This is a genomic window from Methylobacterium sp. A52T, from assembly GCF_053346095.1.
Genome location: NZ_JBKFBI010000072.1, coordinates 14019 through 29129 on the forward strand (window position 1 = coordinate 14019; position 15111 = coordinate 29129).

20 protein-coding genes are annotated in these 15111 nt (G+C 72.1%); 9 read left to right on the forward strand and 11 right to left on the reverse strand.

Translation table 11 applies throughout. From position 1 onward, the window contains the following. The first annotated feature begins 102 nt into the window (after positions 1-102). Positions 103-669 (forward strand): TetR/AcrR family transcriptional regulator, encoded by a 567-nt coding sequence (locus ACLBYE_RS17685; RefSeq protein ID WP_447695179.1) that lies wholly within the window; start codon positions 103-105, stop codon positions 667-669. On the opposite strand, the gene queC is transcribed toward ACLBYE_RS17685, so the two are convergent. From queC to ACLBYE_RS17705, 4 genes are all read right to left on the reverse strand, one after another. Next, positions 656-1375, reverse strand: a complete 720-nt coding sequence (gene queC / locus ACLBYE_RS17690; RefSeq protein WP_447695180.1) for a 7-cyano-7-deazaguanine synthase QueC — start codon at positions 1373-1375, stop codon at positions 656-658. The two genes, ACLBYE_RS17685 and queC, sit on opposite strands and share 14 nt — an antisense overlap. After that, positions 1365-1721 (reverse strand): 6-carboxytetrahydropterin synthase QueD, encoded by a 357-nt coding sequence (queD, locus tag ACLBYE_RS17695; RefSeq protein WP_020092323.1) that lies wholly within the window; start codon positions 1719-1721, stop codon positions 1365-1367. The genes queC and queD overlap by 11 nt, the downstream gene beginning before the upstream one ends. Positions 1722-1821: 100 nt before the next feature. Further along, entirely contained in the window at positions 1822-2775 is a 954-nt protein-coding gene (locus ACLBYE_RS17700) for a dihydrodipicolinate synthase family protein (RefSeq protein ID WP_447695181.1), read from the reverse strand. Between the two features lie 104 nt (positions 2776-2879). After that, entirely contained in the window at positions 2880-3557 is a 678-nt protein-coding gene (locus ACLBYE_RS17705; protein WP_447695182.1) for a GntR family transcriptional regulator, read from the reverse strand. A gap of 117 nt (positions 3558-3674) precedes the next feature. Between ACLBYE_RS17705 and ACLBYE_RS17710 the strand changes: the two genes are divergently transcribed. Next, positions 3675-5267, forward strand: a complete 1593-nt coding sequence (locus ACLBYE_RS17710) for an ABC transporter substrate-binding protein (RefSeq protein ID WP_447695183.1) — start codon at positions 3675-3677, stop codon at positions 5265-5267. Between the two features lie 138 nt (positions 5268-5405). Here ACLBYE_RS17710 and cobT read toward each other — a convergent pair whose 3' ends face one another. Further along, a complete protein-coding gene (cobT, locus tag ACLBYE_RS17715) occupies positions 5406-6446 on the reverse strand; it encodes a nicotinate-nucleotide--dimethylbenzimidazole phosphoribosyltransferase (protein WP_447695184.1) in 1041 nt (346 codons plus the stop codon). An 86-nt stretch (positions 6447-6532) separates the two neighbouring features. Here cobT and cobS point away from each other — a divergent pair, with 86 nt between their 5' ends. The 3 genes from cobS to ACLBYE_RS17730 are packed head-to-tail and all read left to right on the forward strand — an operon-like array spanning position 6533 to position 8320. Further along, on the forward strand, positions 6533-7366 hold the full coding sequence (gene cobS, locus ACLBYE_RS17720; protein ID WP_447695185.1) for an adenosylcobinamide-GDP ribazoletransferase: 834 nt from the start codon (positions 6533-6535) through the stop codon (positions 7364-7366). Between the two features lie 52 nt (positions 7367-7418). Next, entirely contained in the window at positions 7419-7631 is a 213-nt protein-coding gene (locus tag ACLBYE_RS17725; protein WP_447695186.1) for a DUF1289 domain-containing protein, read from the forward strand. Then, positions 7628-8320 (forward strand): retropepsin-like aspartic protease family protein, encoded by a 693-nt coding sequence (locus tag ACLBYE_RS17730; protein ID WP_447695187.1) that lies wholly within the window; start codon positions 7628-7630, stop codon positions 8318-8320. Before ACLBYE_RS17725 ends, ACLBYE_RS17730 begins: the two co-directional genes overlap by 4 nt. A gap of 32 nt (positions 8321-8352) precedes the next feature. On the opposite strand, the gene dusA is transcribed toward ACLBYE_RS17730, so the two are convergent. Beyond that, positions 8353-9372: a tRNA dihydrouridine(20/20a) synthase DusA gene (gene dusA, locus ACLBYE_RS17735; RefSeq protein WP_447695188.1), complete on the reverse strand. Its 1020-nt coding sequence runs from the start codon at positions 9370-9372 to the stop codon at positions 8353-8355. Between the two features lie 14 nt (positions 9373-9386). Between dusA and ACLBYE_RS17740 the strand changes: the two genes are divergently transcribed. Beyond that, a complete protein-coding gene (locus tag ACLBYE_RS17740) occupies positions 9387-9941 on the forward strand; it encodes a hypothetical protein (RefSeq protein WP_447695189.1) in 555 nt (184 codons plus the stop codon). Between the two features lie 226 nt (positions 9942-10167). On the opposite strand, the gene ACLBYE_RS17745 is transcribed toward ACLBYE_RS17740, so the two are convergent. The 3 genes from ACLBYE_RS17745 to ACLBYE_RS17755 form a co-directional block, all read right to left on the reverse strand. Further along, on the reverse strand, positions 10168-10542 hold the full coding sequence (locus ACLBYE_RS17745; RefSeq protein WP_447695190.1) for a hypothetical protein: 375 nt from the start codon (positions 10540-10542) through the stop codon (positions 10168-10170). After that, positions 10539-10769 carry a hypothetical protein gene (locus ACLBYE_RS17750; RefSeq protein ID WP_447695191.1) on the reverse strand — a complete coding sequence of 77 codons (231 nt, stop codon included), beginning with the start codon at positions 10767-10769 and terminating at the stop codon, positions 10539-10541. The genes ACLBYE_RS17745 and ACLBYE_RS17750 overlap by 4 nt, the downstream gene beginning before the upstream one ends. Positions 10770-10857: 88 nt before the next feature. Beyond that, entirely contained in the window at positions 10858-11163 is a 306-nt protein-coding gene (locus tag ACLBYE_RS17755; protein ID WP_447695192.1) for a hypothetical protein, read from the reverse strand. 112 nt (positions 11164-11275) lie between these two features. On the opposite strand from ACLBYE_RS17755, the gene ACLBYE_RS17760 reads away from it, so the two are divergent. Continuing rightward, the gene (locus ACLBYE_RS17760; protein ID WP_447695193.1) at positions 11276-11542 is read left to right on the forward strand and encodes a hypothetical protein; all 267 of its coding nucleotides are present in this window, start codon (positions 11276-11278) and stop codon (positions 11540-11542) included. 151 nt (positions 11543-11693) lie between these two features. On the opposite strand, the gene ACLBYE_RS17765 is transcribed toward ACLBYE_RS17760, so the two are convergent. Beyond that, on the reverse strand, positions 11694-12680 hold the full coding sequence (locus ACLBYE_RS17765) for a helix-turn-helix domain-containing protein (protein WP_447695194.1): 987 nt from the start codon (positions 12678-12680) through the stop codon (positions 11694-11696). Between the two features lie 42 nt (positions 12681-12722). Continuing rightward, positions 12723-13196, reverse strand: a complete 474-nt coding sequence (locus tag ACLBYE_RS17770) for a hypothetical protein (RefSeq protein ID WP_447695195.1) — start codon at positions 13194-13196, stop codon at positions 12723-12725. A 71-nt stretch (positions 13197-13267) separates the two neighbouring features. On the opposite strand from ACLBYE_RS17770, the gene motA reads away from it, so the two are divergent. Together motA and ACLBYE_RS17780 are read left to right on the forward strand one after the other, a co-directional pair. Continuing rightward, positions 13268-14131 (forward strand): flagellar motor stator protein MotA, encoded by an 864-nt coding sequence (motA, locus tag ACLBYE_RS17775; protein ID WP_447695196.1) that lies wholly within the window; start codon positions 13268-13270, stop codon positions 14129-14131. Positions 14132-14153: 22 nt separating this feature from the next. Beyond that, the gene (locus ACLBYE_RS17780; protein WP_020092313.1) at positions 14154-15014 is read left to right on the forward strand and encodes a flagellar motor protein MotB; all 861 of its coding nucleotides are present in this window, start codon (positions 14154-14156) and stop codon (positions 15012-15014) included. Positions 15015-15111 lie beyond the last annotated feature (97 nt).

The window sequence follows — 15111 nt, forward strand, 5'->3', positions numbered from 1 at the left end:
GATCGTCCGTCAAGGGGCCGCCGGGAGCCGGTCCCCGCTGCGGCCGCACGTTCGCGTGACTTCGTGCGTTGATGGGGCGAGTTTGGAGCGACGATCGCCGCGATGAGGGATACCCGCGCCGAGTTGCTGATGCAGGCCGAGACCCTGGTGCGGGGCCGCGGCTTCGCCGGCTTCAGCTACGCCGACCTCGCGGCGGCGGTGGGCATCCGCAAGGCGAGCATCCACCACCACTTCCCCACCAAGGTCGATCTCGGCGCCGCCCTGGTGGCGGCCTACGCGGCGCGCTACGCCGCGGCCCTGGAGGCGATCCGCCGGGACGTGCCGGACGGGCCGGGCCGGGTCGAGGCCTACGGGCGGCTCTATCTCGGCGGCGTCGAGCAGGGGCTCGGCTGCCTCTGCGCGGCGCTGGCCATCGAGGGCGAGGCCCTGCCCGAGCGCCTGCGCCGGGACGTCGCGGCCTTCTTCGCGGACCATCTCGCGTGGCTGGAGGGCATCCTGCGCGCCGGCCAGGCGGACGGCAGCGTCCGTGCGGGCGCCGACCCGGCGGTGCTCGCCCGCTACGTCGTCGCCACCCTGGAGGGGGCGCTCCTGATGGAGCGCCTGTTCGCGAGCCCCGACGCTTTCCGGGGGACGCTGGCGGTGCTGGTCGACGGCCTCAGGCCGCAGTGAACCGGGCGTAGCCGTCCGCCCGCAGGCGGCAGGCCGGGCAGGTCCCGCAGCCGTAGCCCCAGGGATGCCGCTGCCCGCGCTCGCCGAGGTAGCAGGTGTGGCTCTCCTCGACGATCAGGTCGACCAGCGCCCGCCCGCCGAGGCTCTCGGCGAGTTCCCAGGTCTGCGCCTTGTCGAGCCACATCAGCGGCGTGTGCAGCACGAAGCGCCGCTCCATGCCGAGATTGAGCGCCACCTGCAGGGCCTTGATGGTGTCGTCGCGGCAATCCGGGTAGCCGGAATAGTCGGTCTCGCACATGCCGCCGACCACGTGGCGGAGCCCGCGCCGGTAGGCGAGCGCCGCCGCGAAGGTCAGGAACACGAGGTTGCGGCCGGGCACGAAGGTGTTGGGCAGGCCCGACGCCTCGTAGCCGATCGCGGCCTCGCGGGTCAGCGCCGTCTCGGAGACCTGCCCGAGGGCGTCGAGGGCGAGCGTGTGGTCCTCGCCGAGGCGGGACGCCCAGGCGGGATCGAGGGCGGTCGTGCCCGCGCGCAGGGCCGCGCGGCGGTCGAGCTCGACCCGGTGGCGCTGCCCGTAGTCGAAGCCGAGGGTCTCGACGCGGTCGAACCGGTCCAGCGCCCAGGCCAGGCAGGTGGCCGAATCCTGGCCCCCGGAGAACAGCACCAGCGCGGCGCGGTCGCCGGCGATCGCGGCCTCACTCGCCATCGTACTCGGCCCAGGACATCGGCGTCTCGGCGACCCGCACGAGCGCGAGGCCCGGCAGGTCCGGCCGGAGGCGCTGCCAGATCCAGGCGGCGATGTTCTCGGCGGTCGGGTTCTCCAGCCCCTCGATCTCGTTGAGGCAGTGGTGGTCGAGCCGGGCGAGCAGCGGCCCGAAGATCGATTCGATGTCGTAGAAGTCGATCACCCAGCCGGTGTGGGGATCGACCGGGCCGGCGACCGTCAGCTCGACCCGGTAGGAATGCCCGTGCATCCGGTGGCAGCGATGGGTCTCGGGCACGTTCGGCAGCCGGTGGGCCGCCTCGAAGGTGAAGGCTTGGGTGATCTTCATGGACGGTTCGCGGGTAAGGCCGATCTCGCCCCCGCCATAGCGCCGACGGGCGGTCCCGCGCAAAGGCGGGCTGCCCTGCGTTCGGCGGCGCGCCCGGGGATCAGGCCCCGGCGCCCGCCTCCGACCACTGCGCGTACCACGCCTTGAACAGGCGCAGCTGCGTCTCCGCGTAGTGGCGCTGACCGGCGCTGAGCGCGTCGGTGGCGTTGAAGTGCAGCGCGTATTCCGGGTTCCCCTCCAGCACCATCAGGTGCTTGTAGTAGAGGACGAGGTCCGTCCCCTCGTCGAAGCTCGACAGGATCGCCAGCGCGGCGTCGAGTTCCTCGGCCCGGCGCCGGGCCCGGACGTCGCCCGCGGCGGCCTTCTCGCACAGGGCGACGAGGTGGAGCACCTCCCGCGGCAGGACGTTGCCGATGCCCGTGATGGCGCCCCGGGCGCCGCAATTGACGTAGCCGTGCACCACCTGGGTATCCACGCCGACCATCAGGGTGATGTCGGGCGACTGGCCGGTGATGTGCTCGGCCGCGTAGGTGAGCGAGGCCGCGCCGCCGAACTCCTTGAAGCCGACGAGGTGCGGGTGGCGGGCGCGCAGGCGGAAGAACAGGTCCGCCCGGGTCTCGAACCCGTAATAGGGGCTGTTGTAGATCACCGACGGCAGGTCGACGGCCGCCGCCAGGATGCCGCCGAAATGCGCCTCCTGCGCTGCGGCCGAGCTGCCGCGCGACAGGACCCGCGGGATGATCATCAGGCCGTGGGCGCCGGCCGCCTTGGCGTGCGCCGCCAGCGCCGCGGCCCGCTTCGGGTTCTGCGCGCCGGTCCCGACGATCACCGGGACGCCTGCGGCGAGCAGCCGCTCGATGCCCGCCATCCGCTCCTCGTCGGTGAGCAGCGGCCAGTCGCCCATCGAGCCGCAGTAGACGACCGCCGACATGCCGGCATCGACGAGCTCCCGCCCCTTGCGCGCAAGGGCGTCGAGGTCGGGCGTCCGGTCCGGCCGGCAGGGCGTCATCAGGGCCGGGATCGTGCCGGAGAAGATGTGTCGATCGAAGGCCATCGCCGGCTCGCCTGATAGGAGGTGGGATCGTCCCGGCCGGCCCCGCGGGCCTCGCGGGGCGGCACGCCTCTCCATGGCAGCGCCGCGCGAGTCTGGCAAGGATTTTATACAATCGCCGTCGCGCGGGCCGGGCCCGGCGCGGCGCCGAGGAACGCCATCAACGCGGCGGCGACGTGGTCGATATGGTCGGTCAGGAGGGCGCAGGCGGCCGAGACGTGGCCGTTCCGGCACAGCCGGACGATCTCGCGGTGCTCGCGGTCGGCCCGCTCCAGCTCGGCGCTGTCGGTGGAGAGCTGGAGGCGGGTGTAGCGGTCGCACTCGGCCAGCAGGGAGCCGACGAGCCCGAGGGCGCGGGGCCGCTCCGCCCGGCCGTAGAGGAGGAGGTGCAGCTCCGTGTTGAGGGCGCCCCAGCGCGCCGTCGCGCCCGCCCGCAGGGCCGCGGCATACTCCTCCAGCAGGGCGTCGGCCCGGTCGTAGTCGTCGGCGGTCAGGCGGGGCGCCGAGAGGGCCAGGAGGCGCGGCTCGAGGGCGGCGCGGAGCTCGAGGGCCTCGGCCGCGTCCGCCGGCGAGAGCGGCGCCACCATGGCCCCGCGATGGGGCAGGATCCGCACGAGGCCCTCGGCCTCGAGCTGGAACAGCGCCTCCCGCACCGGGATCCGGCTGGCGCCGAACTCCGCCGCGAGGCCGTCCTGGCGGAGCTGCGAGCCGGCCGGATAGCGGCCGTCGAGGATGCGCCGCCGGATCTCGGTCCCGATCGAGCCCGCGATGGTCCGGTTCTTCATCGTCTCGCTCCCGGTCGACCCCGGATGCCCCGCAGGACCCTTGACGGCGGAGCTCCGGTGTTGAAATTGTATAAAATCAATCGGGCAACGGGCTCGATCACGACAAGGGTGCCCGCGATGACGCTCTCCCGCCGCCAGATCCTGGCCGGTACCGCAGGCGCGGCCGCCGGCCTCGGCCTTCCGCACCTGGTCCGGGCCCAGCCCGGCGGCGGCAGCGTGCTGCGCTTCATCCCGTCGACGCCCCTGCCGTCCCTCGATCCGATCGTCGCCACGAGCTACGTCATCCGCAATCACGGCTATCTCGTCTACGACACGCTGTTCGCCACCGACGAGAATTTCCGCATCCAGCCGCAGATGGTGAGCGAGTGGCAGACCGCGCCCGACGGCCTGCGCTGGACCTTCCACCTCCGCGACGGCCTCACCTTCCACGACGGCACCCCCGTCGAGGCCAAGGACTGCATCGCGTCCATCGCGCGCTGGTCCAAGCGGGACGCGTTCGGCCAGACCCTGGCGGGCTTCGTGGAGGGGTACGGCCAGGAGGACGCGCGGACCTTCACCATCAGCCTGAAGAAGCCGTTCCCCCTGCTCCCGGCGGCGCTCGGCAAGCTGTCCTCCAACGTGCCCTTCATCATGCCGGAGCGCGTCGCGCTCCAGGACGCGTCCAAGCCGATCGCCGACGCCACGGGCTCCGGGCCGTGGCGCTTCGAGGCGCGGGAATGGATCCCCGGCCAGAACGCGATCTACACCCGCCACGCCGGCTACCGCCCCCGCGAGGAGGCGCCCTCTTGGGCCGCCGGCGGCAAGGTCGCCAAGGTCGACCGGATCGAGTGGCTCGCCATCACCGAGGCCTCGGCGGCGGTCGGCGCGATGATCCAGGGCGCGGTCGACTGGTACGAGCAGCCGGCGATCGACCTGATCCCGGTGCTCAAGGGCAAGCCGGGGATCGAGATCCGCAACGTGCCGCTCGGGCTGATCCTGCTGATGCGGTTCAACCACACGCAGCCGCCGTTCAACAATCCCGAGATCCGCCGGGCCGTGATGATGGCCATGAAGCAGGACGACTACATGCAGGCGGTGGTCGGCAGCCCCGAATACTACCGGGAGGCCAAGACCTTCTTCACGCCGGGCTCGCCGATGTCGACCGGGGCCGGCGGGGCCGCGGCCATGCAGGCGGACCTCGCCAAGGCCAAGGCGATGCTGGCCAAGGCCGGCTACAAGGGCGAGCGCGTGGTGCTGCTCGCCCCGGCCGACCAGCCGATCGCCTACAACCAGTCGCTGGTGACCCAGGACCTGCTCAAGCAGCTCGGCATGAACGTCGATCTGGTCTCGACCGACTGGGGCAGCTTCATCGCCCGCCGCGGCAACCGCGGGCCGGTCGATGCCGGCGGCTGGTCGCTGTTCCACACGCTGTGGTCGGGGGCCGACGTGCTGAACCCGGCGCTCCACCCGCTGATCCGCGCCAACGGTCAGGCGGCGTGGTTCGGCTGGCCGGACGACCCGACCCTGGAGGGCCTGCGCAGCGACTGGATCGCCACCAGCGACGAGGCGCAGCAGAAGGCGCTCGCCGCGCGCATCGAGGAGCGGGCCTTCGCGGTCGTGCCCTACGCGCCCGCGGGCCTCGTGCAGCAGCCGATGGCGGTCAGCGCGAAGCTCAAGGGCATGGTCATGGCGCCCGTGCAGTTCTTCTGGAACATCGAGAAGACCGGCTGATCAGGGCCGGCCAGAAGACCGTCCGTCCTTGCGAGCGCAGCGAAGCAATCCAGCGACGCTACGCTTGCCGACGTCCCGCTGCCCTGGGTTGCTTCGCTGCGCTCGCGAAGACGCGGCGTCTCGGGTGCGTCCCCGTCTTCAGCCCGCGCCCTTCCCGGACACACCGGCCTGCGCGAAGGTCGCCATGCCGGTGTGGCAGGCGAGCGCGCCCTTCAGCAGGCCCATCGCCATGCCGGCGCCCGAGGCCTCGCCGAGGCGCATGCCGAGCGCCAGCAGCGGCACCAGCCCGAGCCGCTCCAGAACCTCCGCGTGGGCGCCCTCCGCCGAGACGTGGCCGGCGAGGCAGTGGTCGAGGGCATTTGGGTCGGCGGCGTGCAGCACGGCCGCGGCGGCGGTCGCCACGTAGCCGTCGATCACCACCGGGATGCGCTGCAGCCGGGCCGCCAGGATCGCCCCCGCCATGGCGGCGATCTCCCGGCCGCCGAGGCGCGCCAGGACCTGGAGCGGGTCGTCGAGGTGGCCGGCATGGTGCGCGAGCGCCGCCTCCACGGCCGCGACCTTCCGGGACAGGCCGTCCCGGTCGACTCCGGTGCCGCGCCCGACCCAGTGGGCGGGGTCGCCGCCGAACAGGGCGGCGTAGAGGGCGGCCGCCACCGTGGTGTTGCCGATGCCCATCTCGCCGATGCCCAGGCAGTCGGTGCCGGCGGCCACCGCCTCCATGCCGAACGCCATGGTGGCGACCGTGGCGCGCTCGTCGAGGGCCGGCCCCTCCGCGATGTCGCCGGTGGGCATGTCGAGGGCGAGGTCGAACACCTTGAAGCCGAGGCCGTAGGCGGCGCAGATCTGGTTGATCGCCCCGCCCCCGGCGGCGAAGTTGTCGAGCATCTGCCGGTTGACCGCGTCCGGGAAGGCCGAGACGCCGCGGCGCGTGACCCCGTGGCTGCCGGCGAAGACGCAGACCAGCGGCCGGTCGAAGGTCGGCGGCGCCTTGCCCTGCCACGCCGCCAGCCACGTCACGAGGCTCTCCAGGCGCCCCAGGGAACCGGCGGGCTTCGTCAGGGTCGCGTCCCGGGCCGCGACGGCTTCCTTCGCCTCCGCGTCGGGGCCCGGCATCGCCTTCAGCAGGTTGCGGATGTCGTCGAAGGGGCCGGGCTCGGGAGCGCTCGTCGAATCGGTCATGGCGGCGATGATTTCCTGTGGGCGCCTCCGGACGGGGAGACTATACGGGAGCGGCGCGCGGTGGCGGGCGGATGCGAGAGACCGCGATGGACAGGCAGACCGGCGGGGAGGCCGACTGGCCCGGGCGCGGCGCCCTCTACGACCTCGCCGGGTGCCTGCGCTTCTACTCCCGCCTGCCGGTGCCGCAACTGCCCGGCGAGCCGGACCCGCACCGCAGCCCCGACTTCACCACCCTGCCGCGGATGCTGCCGCTGGCCGGCCTGATCCTGGCGCTGCCCGCCGCCCTGGTGCTGGCGGCCGGCTGGGCCGTCGGGCTCGGGCCGTTCCTGGCCGCGACCCTCGCGGTGGCGGTCGCCGTGGTGGCGACCGGCGCCCTGCACGAGGACGGGCTCGCCGACGTCGCCGACGGGTTCGGCGGCGGCGCCACACCGGAGCGCCGCCTGGAGATCATGCGCGACAGCCGGATCGGGGCCTACGGCGGCGCCGCCCTGGTCCTGGCGCTGGCCCTGCGGATCGGCGCCCTGGCGACGCTCCTCGACCGGATCGGCCACGCGGCCGTGACGGGCCTGATCCTGGCGGCCGCCCTGTCGCGGGTCGCCGCCCTCGCCCCGATGGTGCTCCTGGCGCCGGCGCGGCCGGGCGGCCTCTCCGCCTCGGTCGGTCGCCCGGGCCGGGCGAGCCTCGCCACCGCGCTCGGCCTCGGCGCGGTCCTGGCGCTCGGCGCCGTGCCCCTCGGCCTGCCCCTCGGCGGCGTCGCGCTGATGATCCTGTGCGCCGGCCTCGCGGCCCTGGGCCTGACCCGGCTGGCGCGCGCCAGGATCGGCGGCCAGACCGGCGACGTCATCGGCGCCTGCCAGCAGGTCGCGGAGATCGCCGCCCTGCTGGCCCTGGTGGCGGCGACGGCGGGCGTGGCGGATTGAGGGAGGCCGCCGCGTCTTGACCCGGCCACGATCCCCCGGCCAAGGATCACCGATGCCGCCCGCGCCGAAACCCTCCTCGCCCTGCACCAAGGTCTGCATCCTCGACGCCGCGACCGGCCTGTGCTGTGGCTGCGGCCGGACCCGCGACGAGATCGCCGCCTGGGGCGCGCTGTCGGAGGACCGGCGCCGCGCCGTGATGGCGGGGCTCGGCGCCCGGATGCGCGCCGCCGGCCTCACCCCCCTGGAAGCGCCGCTGCCGTCATGATCTATCTCGGCCTCGCGGCCCTCGCCCTGGTTCTCGTCGCCCTGGTCCTCAGCGACGGCAGCGACAGCGTCGGCGGTGTGATCGAGCCCGACCAGTTGGCGAACCTCGCCTGGACTGGCACGATCCTGCTCCTGGTGGTGGCCGGGTTCTGGCGGCAGTTCACGGCCCGGCTCGGCGCGAACCTGCAGGCGCTCCTGGCCTGGGCGCTGATCGGCCTCGCCCTGGTGATCGGCTACAGCTACCGCGACCGGATCCAGGATGTCGGCGCCCGAGTGCTCGGCGATCTCCGGCCGGGGAGCGCGACCTCGAGCGGCGACGGCTCCGTCACCGTCACCCGGCGGGCGGACGGCGATTTTCGGGTCGACGCCTTGGTCAACGGCCGGGTGCAGCCCTTCCTGTTCGACACCGGGGCGAGCAGCGTCGTGCTCACCGCCGAGAACGCCGCCGCGCTGGGGCTCACGCCCGCGCCCTCCGAGTTCACCGCCCGCGTCTCCACCGCCAACGGCATCACCTACGCGGCGCCGACCCAGCTCGACTCGCTCGGCGTGGGCACGATCACCGAGCGGCGCGTCAACGCCATGGTGGCCAAGCCGGGCGCGCTCTCGGCGAACCTCCTCGGCCAGACCTTCCTGTCGCGGCTCTCCGGCTACGAGGTCCGGGGCGACCGCCTGATCCTGCGCCGGCCCTGACCGGGCCGCCGCGCAAGGCGCTCAGGCGGCGCTCAGGCGGCGCGGGCCTCGGGCGCGGCGCGGGAGACCAGCGCCACCGCCTCCCGCAGGGTCGCGAGGTCGGCCTCCGGGCGCATCCCGTGGGTCGAGAGGTGGCGCCGGAAGGCCCGCGCGCCCGGCCGGCCGTTGAACAGGCCGAGCATGTGCCGGGTGACCGCGTGGAGGCGCTCGCCCCGGGCGAGGCACGCGGCGATGTAAGGCTCGAACGCCGCGACCGCCGCGAAGGCGTCGGGGGCCGGGGCCGGCACGCCGAACAGGTCGGGATCGACCCCGAGCAGGAGCGCCGGCTCGGTGTAGGCCGCGCGGCCGACCATGACGCCGTCGACCTCGGCGAGCCGCGCCCGCGCGGAATCCAGGTCGCGCAGGCCGCCGTTGACCGCCATCGGCAGGCCGGGAAGCCGCCGCTTCAGCCGCGCGGCGCGGCCGTAATCGAGGGGCGGCACGTCCCGGTTCTCCTTGGGCGATAGCCCCTGGAGCCAGGCCTTGCGGGCGTGGACGATCAGCCCGTCGACGCCCGCGGCCACCACGGCGTCGGCCAGGGTGTCGAGCGCCGCCTCGGGGTCCTGGTCGTCGACGCCGATCCGGCACTTCACCGTCACCGGCACGGGGACCGCGGCCTTCATGGCGGCGACGCAGTCGCCGACCAGGGCCGGCTCGCGCATCAGGCAGGCGCCGAAGCGGCCCTCCTGCACCCGGTCCGAGGGGCAGCCGACGTTGAGATTGACCTCGTCGTAGCCGAGATCCGCGGCGATCCGGGCGGCCCGCGCCAGGTCCGCCGGGTCCGAGCCGCCGAGTTGGACCGCCACCGGGTGCTCGATCTCCGCGAAGCCGAGCAGGCGCTCCCGCGGCCCGTGCAGCACCGCGCCGGTCGTCACCATCTCGGTGTAGAGGCGGGCGCGCGCCGAGAGGGACCGGTGGAACGCCCGGCAGTGGCGGTCCGTCCAGTCCATCATCGGGGCGACGGAGAAGCGCCATCCGCTGAGAGTTCTGGGTTCTTCCGTTGCGGCAATCACTTGCTGTCGCTCTCGTGCTGTACCTCGGCGTGCCCCATCGGGCGTCGGCCTGCTCGGAATCCGGCTGTGGCGTGCCTGCTCGGCCCCGTCCGGTCCCACCGCGGGGGCGCGATGGGGCCCATCGTCGAGTCCGCGGGGAAGCGCGGGACGACGGGGTATCACGCCCGGAACGTTGTCAAAAGGACGGCGCGGTCCACCACGGATCCCGGACCGTCGACCGGCGCGCGGCGGCCCGGATCAAGCAGCGGGAGACGGAACTCGACGCGCCCGGCGCCCTCGTTCAGGCGAAGGTCGAGGATCCGACGCTCGGTGCGGCGATCGACCGCTACATCGTCGAATCACGCAGGACCATCACCCGGACCAAGGCCCAGGTGCTGCAGGCTATCAAGGGCTATCCGCTGGCCGCCCTGCCCTGCTCCGCGGTGACGCGCGCCGAGATCACCGCCTTCATCGCCGAGCTGGGCAAGGGGCGTGACCCGTCGACGGTCGCCAATGACCTGTCGCACCTGTCGGCGGTCACGACGAGCGGCCGCCGGGCTGGGGCTGGCCGCTCGATCCGGAGGCGCTGAAGGATGCCGCGTTCGTCGCCCGGCGCATGGGTTTGGTTGGTAAGTCGAAGCGGCGTGACCCGCCTGTTCGAGACGGGTCGGACGGTCCCGCTCGCCGCATCGGTCAGCGGGCACCGCCCCTGGCAGAGCCTCCAGCGCTACACCCAAATCCGACAGACCGGCGATCGGTTCGCGAGATGGCCGTGGCTCGCGGTCGTGACGAAATCGTAGAGTTGCCACTTTGGGCTCATCTCGGGCCTACGGAAGTGTCGTAGCCGTCCCGGTCGGCCGTGGCCTCGACCACGTAGAACCCGCCCTCGCGCCGGTACGTGATCCCGGCGCGCGGCAGGCCGGTTGCCTGCGGGGCGCGGCCGCGCATCAGGTCGACCATCGCCTCGGCGGCGTCGCGGCTCGCAGGGTCGCTCTTGAGCGCGAGCTTCACCGCGGTCCGGGCGATCCGGCGGGAGATCCGCTCCACGCCGACGATCCCGGCGACGGTGTCGATCAGGCGCAGGCCGGACAGGTCGCCCGGCGCACGGTCGAAGCCGCGGGCGGCGCCGGTGAGGTCGAAGGCTGCCCGACTCTGGCTGAGGCCGAGGGGCGCGCCGATGCCGTCGCTCATTGGCCCCCCAGGCTCATCGCGAGCTGCAGGAGAAGCAGGCCGCTGCGCCGGTCCGGCAGGCCGACGCCGGTCACGTCGAACTGCTGGCCCCGGAGCATCACGCGGTCGGCGGTCACGAGGTCGCGCGCCCGGGCACTGTCGCGCACCGCCAGGGTGCCGCTCGCGACGTTGACGGCGCCGCCAACCCTGGACCGCCTCGCGCAGAGCCAGGCCGTGGCAGTCTCCAAGAGGGCGCCGATCAGGGCGTCCTCATCGGCGTGATCACCCGCAGACGCGCCTTCGCGTCGTCGAGGGCGACGATCGGCGCGGGCGGCGTCACCACGGTGACGGGCATCGAGCGGATCGGTCAGGCCGGATCGGTCGCGAGTTCGGCCGGGCTGCGGCGCGCCCGGTCGGCGTGCAGGGCGGTCTCGGAGACTTGGTTGTGGGGTCGAGGGGCGCGGGCGCGATCCCGAGCACGGAGCCCGCCAGCGGGATCGCGTGGCCGAGGCGCTCCAGGTCTTGGGCGTGCGCGAGGTCGGTCTCGAACGTGTCGCCGGCCGCGACGAGGCCGACTTTGGCGTTCTGGACGCGCAGGTTGTGGAAGACGGTGTTGGCCGTCATGGCGATGCGGTCTGACATGGGAATCGCCTGAATGGCGAAATCAGATTTGAATATTGCTCTCTGTCGAACAAAGAGTGCGCCGCTGGCGTTGGTATACAATCCCAAAGTTGGGACGATTGAGGAAACGCCTATGCCCATGAAGATGTACGGCCTCGCGGCCGCGCTTGCTGTCGCTCTGACCGGCGCAGCCTATGCTCAGCAGCCCGCCGGCGGCGGAAGCGCGACGGGCAACATGAACAACCCAGGCTCGGTGAAGAGCGAAGGGCAGAAGGCGACCGAGGAGACGACAGGCACCAGTACCCGCTCGCCCGCAGCCGGCGCCGCGGCGGTGCCGGGAACTGGCACCGCGCGTCCTGGAGTCGGTGCAGGCGGGAGCACCACGGCACCCACCCGGTAGAGCCAGCGGGCGGACTCACAGATCAGGATCTGTGAACTCTCGGCAGGGCCGCCTCGAAGGCGGCCCTGCCGCATCACGCTGTCGTGCATAAGCTGCAGGCACCCCTATAGCTGCTTCGGCCCGTCACCCACCCGATCCAGTCAATGGCTCATCAGGACGAAGGCACGAAAGCGGACGCGACCGCCTGCCCGTCCTGCCTGCGCGCCTGGCGGTATTCGCGCGGGCTCATACCGTAGCGATCCTTGAAGCGGCGGGCGAAATGCGCCTGTGTGCTGAAGCCGCACCCGTAGGCCAGCATGCCGATCGACAGGTGCGCGCAGGCGGGGTCGGCCAAGCGCGCGGCGGCGGCCTCCAGTCGGCGTCCCCAGATGTAGTCGGAAATGTGCCGGCCGCGCTCGTGGAACAGCTCCTGCAACCGGCGCAGCGATACGCCGACCGCGGCGGCGAGCTGGGGCGGGTCGAGGGCCGTTTCACTCATGTGAGCCTCGATGTAGGCCTTGGCGCGCTGGACTGTCGCGTTGCCGTGAATGGAGCGCGGCACCTCCTGCGCCAACCGTTCGGCGAGACTGGTCACGACCAGATCGATCCCAATGGACGCCATGCGCGCCGCGCCGTCAGGCTTGAGCCGATCTCCCACCCGGATCAGCTCCTGGATGTAGGTGCTCGCGAGCGTCGCAGAGGCGAGGTTGGCTTCGACCGCGAGGGCAGTGAACAGCTGAGACGGTCCCAGCACACTCTCCAGGCGCTCCCGCGGCAGGTCGAGGATCAGGAAGCTGCCGGCCTCGATCTGGCTCACGCCCGGCCGATGATCGAGCACGACGAACGCGCCGGTTCGCCCCACGGCCTCCCGCTCGTTCTGCTGAACGGCATGGCAGCCGGATTGTGTGAGGACCGCGTAGAGGCGATCACCTCGACCATTCCGCCGAACCGCCTCGGGTGTCACTTCCGTCCGTGTGGAACTCTGAACGCTGCGCGTGATCGGCAACGACCCGATCGCGGTGAACTCGATCCGACCGTGGAACGGGGCGGCGTCGAGGGTCCGGATCTCGTTCGGCACCATCTGATCGCACATCATCTCCCGCCACCGGCGGAAGGCGTTTCTGGGGTGGAGGCCCTCAGTCGAGAAGAGCGGTCGCATCCGCGGTCTTGGCCAACAGCTCGCCCAGCGACGGCGAGAAATTCACGGGACCGACCGTCTATTGTATATAATATGATCCTTCAAGAACGGGACACGGAAGATTGGTGTGCCGATGGAGGCCGTTCGAACGCAGGCGGCCCAGACCCGGGCGACCGCCGCGCCCGGCCCGAGGGGCCGCTCCGGCGGCAGCCGCGCGACGATGCCGAGATCGTCGATCGGCAGGAGATGCGCCTGCACGGTCAGCCGGGCGCCGCTGCCGCCACCGCGCCGGACGAGGTTCTCCTTCTCGCGGATCTCGTCGCGGTCCATGATCCCGTTCTGCGCGAAGGCGGCGTAGAGCTTGGTCCGGGCGGCGCTGTCGGCGCGCAGCAGGCCCTCGACCCCGAACCCGGCGTAGAGGCTCGCGCGCTCCTCGGGCTCCGGGTGACACAGGTGGATCGCCGCCTCGATCCACCGGAGGCCGGGGCAAGCTTCCGGCGACCCTCCGGCCGCGGCTCTAAACGCGCCGTTAACCAAGATCAGTGATTTCCCAGGTCATCGGTAGCGTCGCGCGGGCTGTACCTGCCGCCGCGCAAGGATGGCACATCATGCGGCTGATCGTCGGCACAGTGATCGTCTTCGCCTGCGTCTTCGGCAGCTACGCGGCGATGGGCGGCCATCTGCTGGTCCTGTGGCAGCCGTTCGAGTTCGTCATCATCCTCGGTGCGGCGATCGGCGCCTTCGTCATCGGCAACACCGGGCCGGTGCTTAAGGCCGTGCCCGCCATGCTGGGCACGCTGATCAAGGGCCCCAAGTACAACCAGCAATCCTATGTCGAGCTGCTGGGAATGCAGTATTCGTTGTTCAGGCTCGCGAAGCAGAAGGGTTCGATGGCGCTCGAGCCGCACATCGAGGACCCGGGCGAGTCGACGCTGTTCAACGCCTTCCCGACCTTCGCGGCGAACCATCACGCGGTCGAGTTCGTCTGCGACTACATGCGCATGGTGACGCTGGGCGCCAACAACGTCCACGAGATCGACGCGCTCATGGACGAGGAACTGGAGACGCACCACCAGGAGCAGGAGCGCGTCGTCTCCGCCATGCAGTCGCTCGCCGACGGAACGCCGGCGCTCGGCATCGTCGCCGCCGTGCTCGGCGTGATCAAGACGATGGGGGCGATCAAGGAGCCGCCGGAGGTGCTGGGACATCTGATCGGCGGCGCGCTGGTCGGCACCTTCTTCGGCGTCTTCGTCGCCTACGGCTTCTTCGGGCCCATGGCGCAGTCGCTCAAGAGCCTCTTCGAGGCCGAGTCCAAGTACTACCTCTCGCTCAAGGCGGGTCTGCTCGCCCACATCGCCGGCCAGCCGCCGGTGATGGCGGTCGAGTTCGCCCGGAAGGCTCTGATGAGCGACGTCCGCCCGACCTTCAACGAAGTGGAAGCGGCGACCGCCGCTCTGCCCGCCCAGAGCTGATCCGACTTCCGGGAGGGATTCCATGGCGACGATCATCATCAAGAAGGTCAAGAAGGCCGCCCACGCCCACCACGGCGGGGCCTGGAAGATCGCCTACGCGGACTTCGTGACCGCCATGATGGCGTTCTTCCTGCTGATGTGGCTGATCAGCATGACGACGCAGGAGCAGAAGATCGGCCTGGCGGAGTACTTCTCGCCGGCGGCTCTGAGCCCTGCGACCAGCGGCGCCGGCGGGATCTTGTACGGGACCGCCCTCGACACGTCCGGCAACAAGCCGTCCACGCCCCGCGACGCGGAGCGGGGCTCCGCCGAGCGGGAGGAGATCACGCGCCCGACCAGCCCGGGGCGCGTCAGCGACGTCGATGCCAGCCGCCCGGTCGCCAACGTGGAGGCCAATTTCAGCGCCATAGCCAGCCTCCGGCAGGCGCTCCAGACGATGCCCGACATCGCCGAACTGTCGAAGAACATCGTGATCGAGCAGACCAAGGAGGGCGTGAACGTCTCCCTCGTGGACCAGGACGGCCGCGCCATGTTCCGCGAGGGGTCCGTCGAGCCCTACGACCGCACCCGTCGCGTGCTGGAGGCCCTCGCGCCCGCCATCCGGCGGCTGCCCAACCGCCTGTCGATCACCGGCTACACGGCCGTCGCGCGCCCGGGCTCGACGCGGGCCGGCGAGCCCTGGAACCTCTCCGCCGGGCGTGCCCTCGCCGTGCGCGAGGTCCTGTCGGGTGCCGGGGTTCCCAACGACAACTTCTCCTCCGTGTCGGGACGCGGCGACACGGAGCCGGTTTTCCCGGACAATCCCTACCTCGCGCCGAACCGGCGGGTGACGATCACGCTGCTCAACGCGAGCCCGCCGGTACCCCCGAACCTTCTCCGCTGACGCCGGAGCGGCGCGCCGCCTCGGACCGCGACGCGCGCAGCGCCGTCGATGCCGCCTCACGTCGCCGCGGCGCGTCACGCGCTCCGCGCGGGACCGC

Bases quoted from the DNA above. Each gene is read 5' to 3' on its own strand.
- ACLBYE_RS17765 (WP_447695194.1), bottom strand. From the start codon at position 12,680: ATGCGACCGCTCTTCTCGACTGAGGGCCTCCACCCCAGAAACGCCTTC.
- ACLBYE_RS17780 (WP_020092313.1), top strand. From the start codon at position 14,154: ATGGCGACGATCATCATCAAGAAGGTCAAGAAGGCCGCCCACGCCCAC.
- cobS (WP_447695185.1), top strand. From the start codon at position 6,533: ATGGACAGGCAGACCGGCGGGGAGGCCGACTGGCCCGGGCGCGGCGCC.
- queD (WP_020092323.1), bottom strand. From the start codon at position 1,721: ATGAAGATCACCCAAGCCTTCACCTTCGAGGCGGCCCACCGGCTGCCG.
- ACLBYE_RS17700 (WP_447695181.1), bottom strand. From the start codon at position 2,775: ATGGCCTTCGATCGACACATCTTCTCCGGCACGATCCCGGCCCTGATG.
- cobT (WP_447695184.1), bottom strand. From the start codon at position 6,446: ATGACCGATTCGACGAGCGCTCCCGAGCCCGGCCCCTTCGACGACATC.
- ACLBYE_RS17725 (WP_447695186.1), top strand. From the start codon at position 7,419: ATGCCGCCCGCGCCGAAACCCTCCTCGCCCTGCACCAAGGTCTGCATC.
- ACLBYE_RS17755 (WP_447695192.1), bottom strand. From the start codon at position 11,163: ATGTCAGACCGCATCGCCATGACGGCCAACACCGTCTTCCACAACCTG.
- ACLBYE_RS17760 (WP_447695193.1), top strand. From the start codon at position 11,276: ATGCCCATGAAGATGTACGGCCTCGCGGCCGCGCTTGCTGTCGCTCTG.
- queC (WP_447695180.1), bottom strand. From the start codon at position 1,375: ATGGCGAGTGAGGCCGCGATCGCCGGCGACCGCGCCGCGCTGGTGCTG.
- ACLBYE_RS17710 (WP_447695183.1), top strand. From the start codon at position 3,675: ATGACGCTCTCCCGCCGCCAGATCCTGGCCGGTACCGCAGGCGCGGCC.
- ACLBYE_RS17705 (WP_447695182.1), bottom strand. From the start codon at position 3,557: ATGAAGAACCGGACCATCGCGGGCTCGATCGGGACCGAGATCCGGCGG.
- motA (WP_447695196.1), top strand. From the start codon at position 13,268: ATGCGGCTGATCGTCGGCACAGTGATCGTCTTCGCCTGCGTCTTCGGC.
- ACLBYE_RS17730 (WP_447695187.1), top strand. From the start codon at position 7,628: ATGATCTATCTCGGCCTCGCGGCCCTCGCCCTGGTTCTCGTCGCCCTG.
- ACLBYE_RS17745 (WP_447695190.1), bottom strand. From the start codon at position 10,542: ATGAGCGACGGCATCGGCGCGCCCCTCGGCCTCAGCCAGAGTCGGGCA.
- ACLBYE_RS17685 (WP_447695179.1), top strand. From the start codon at position 103: ATGAGGGATACCCGCGCCGAGTTGCTGATGCAGGCCGAGACCCTGGTG.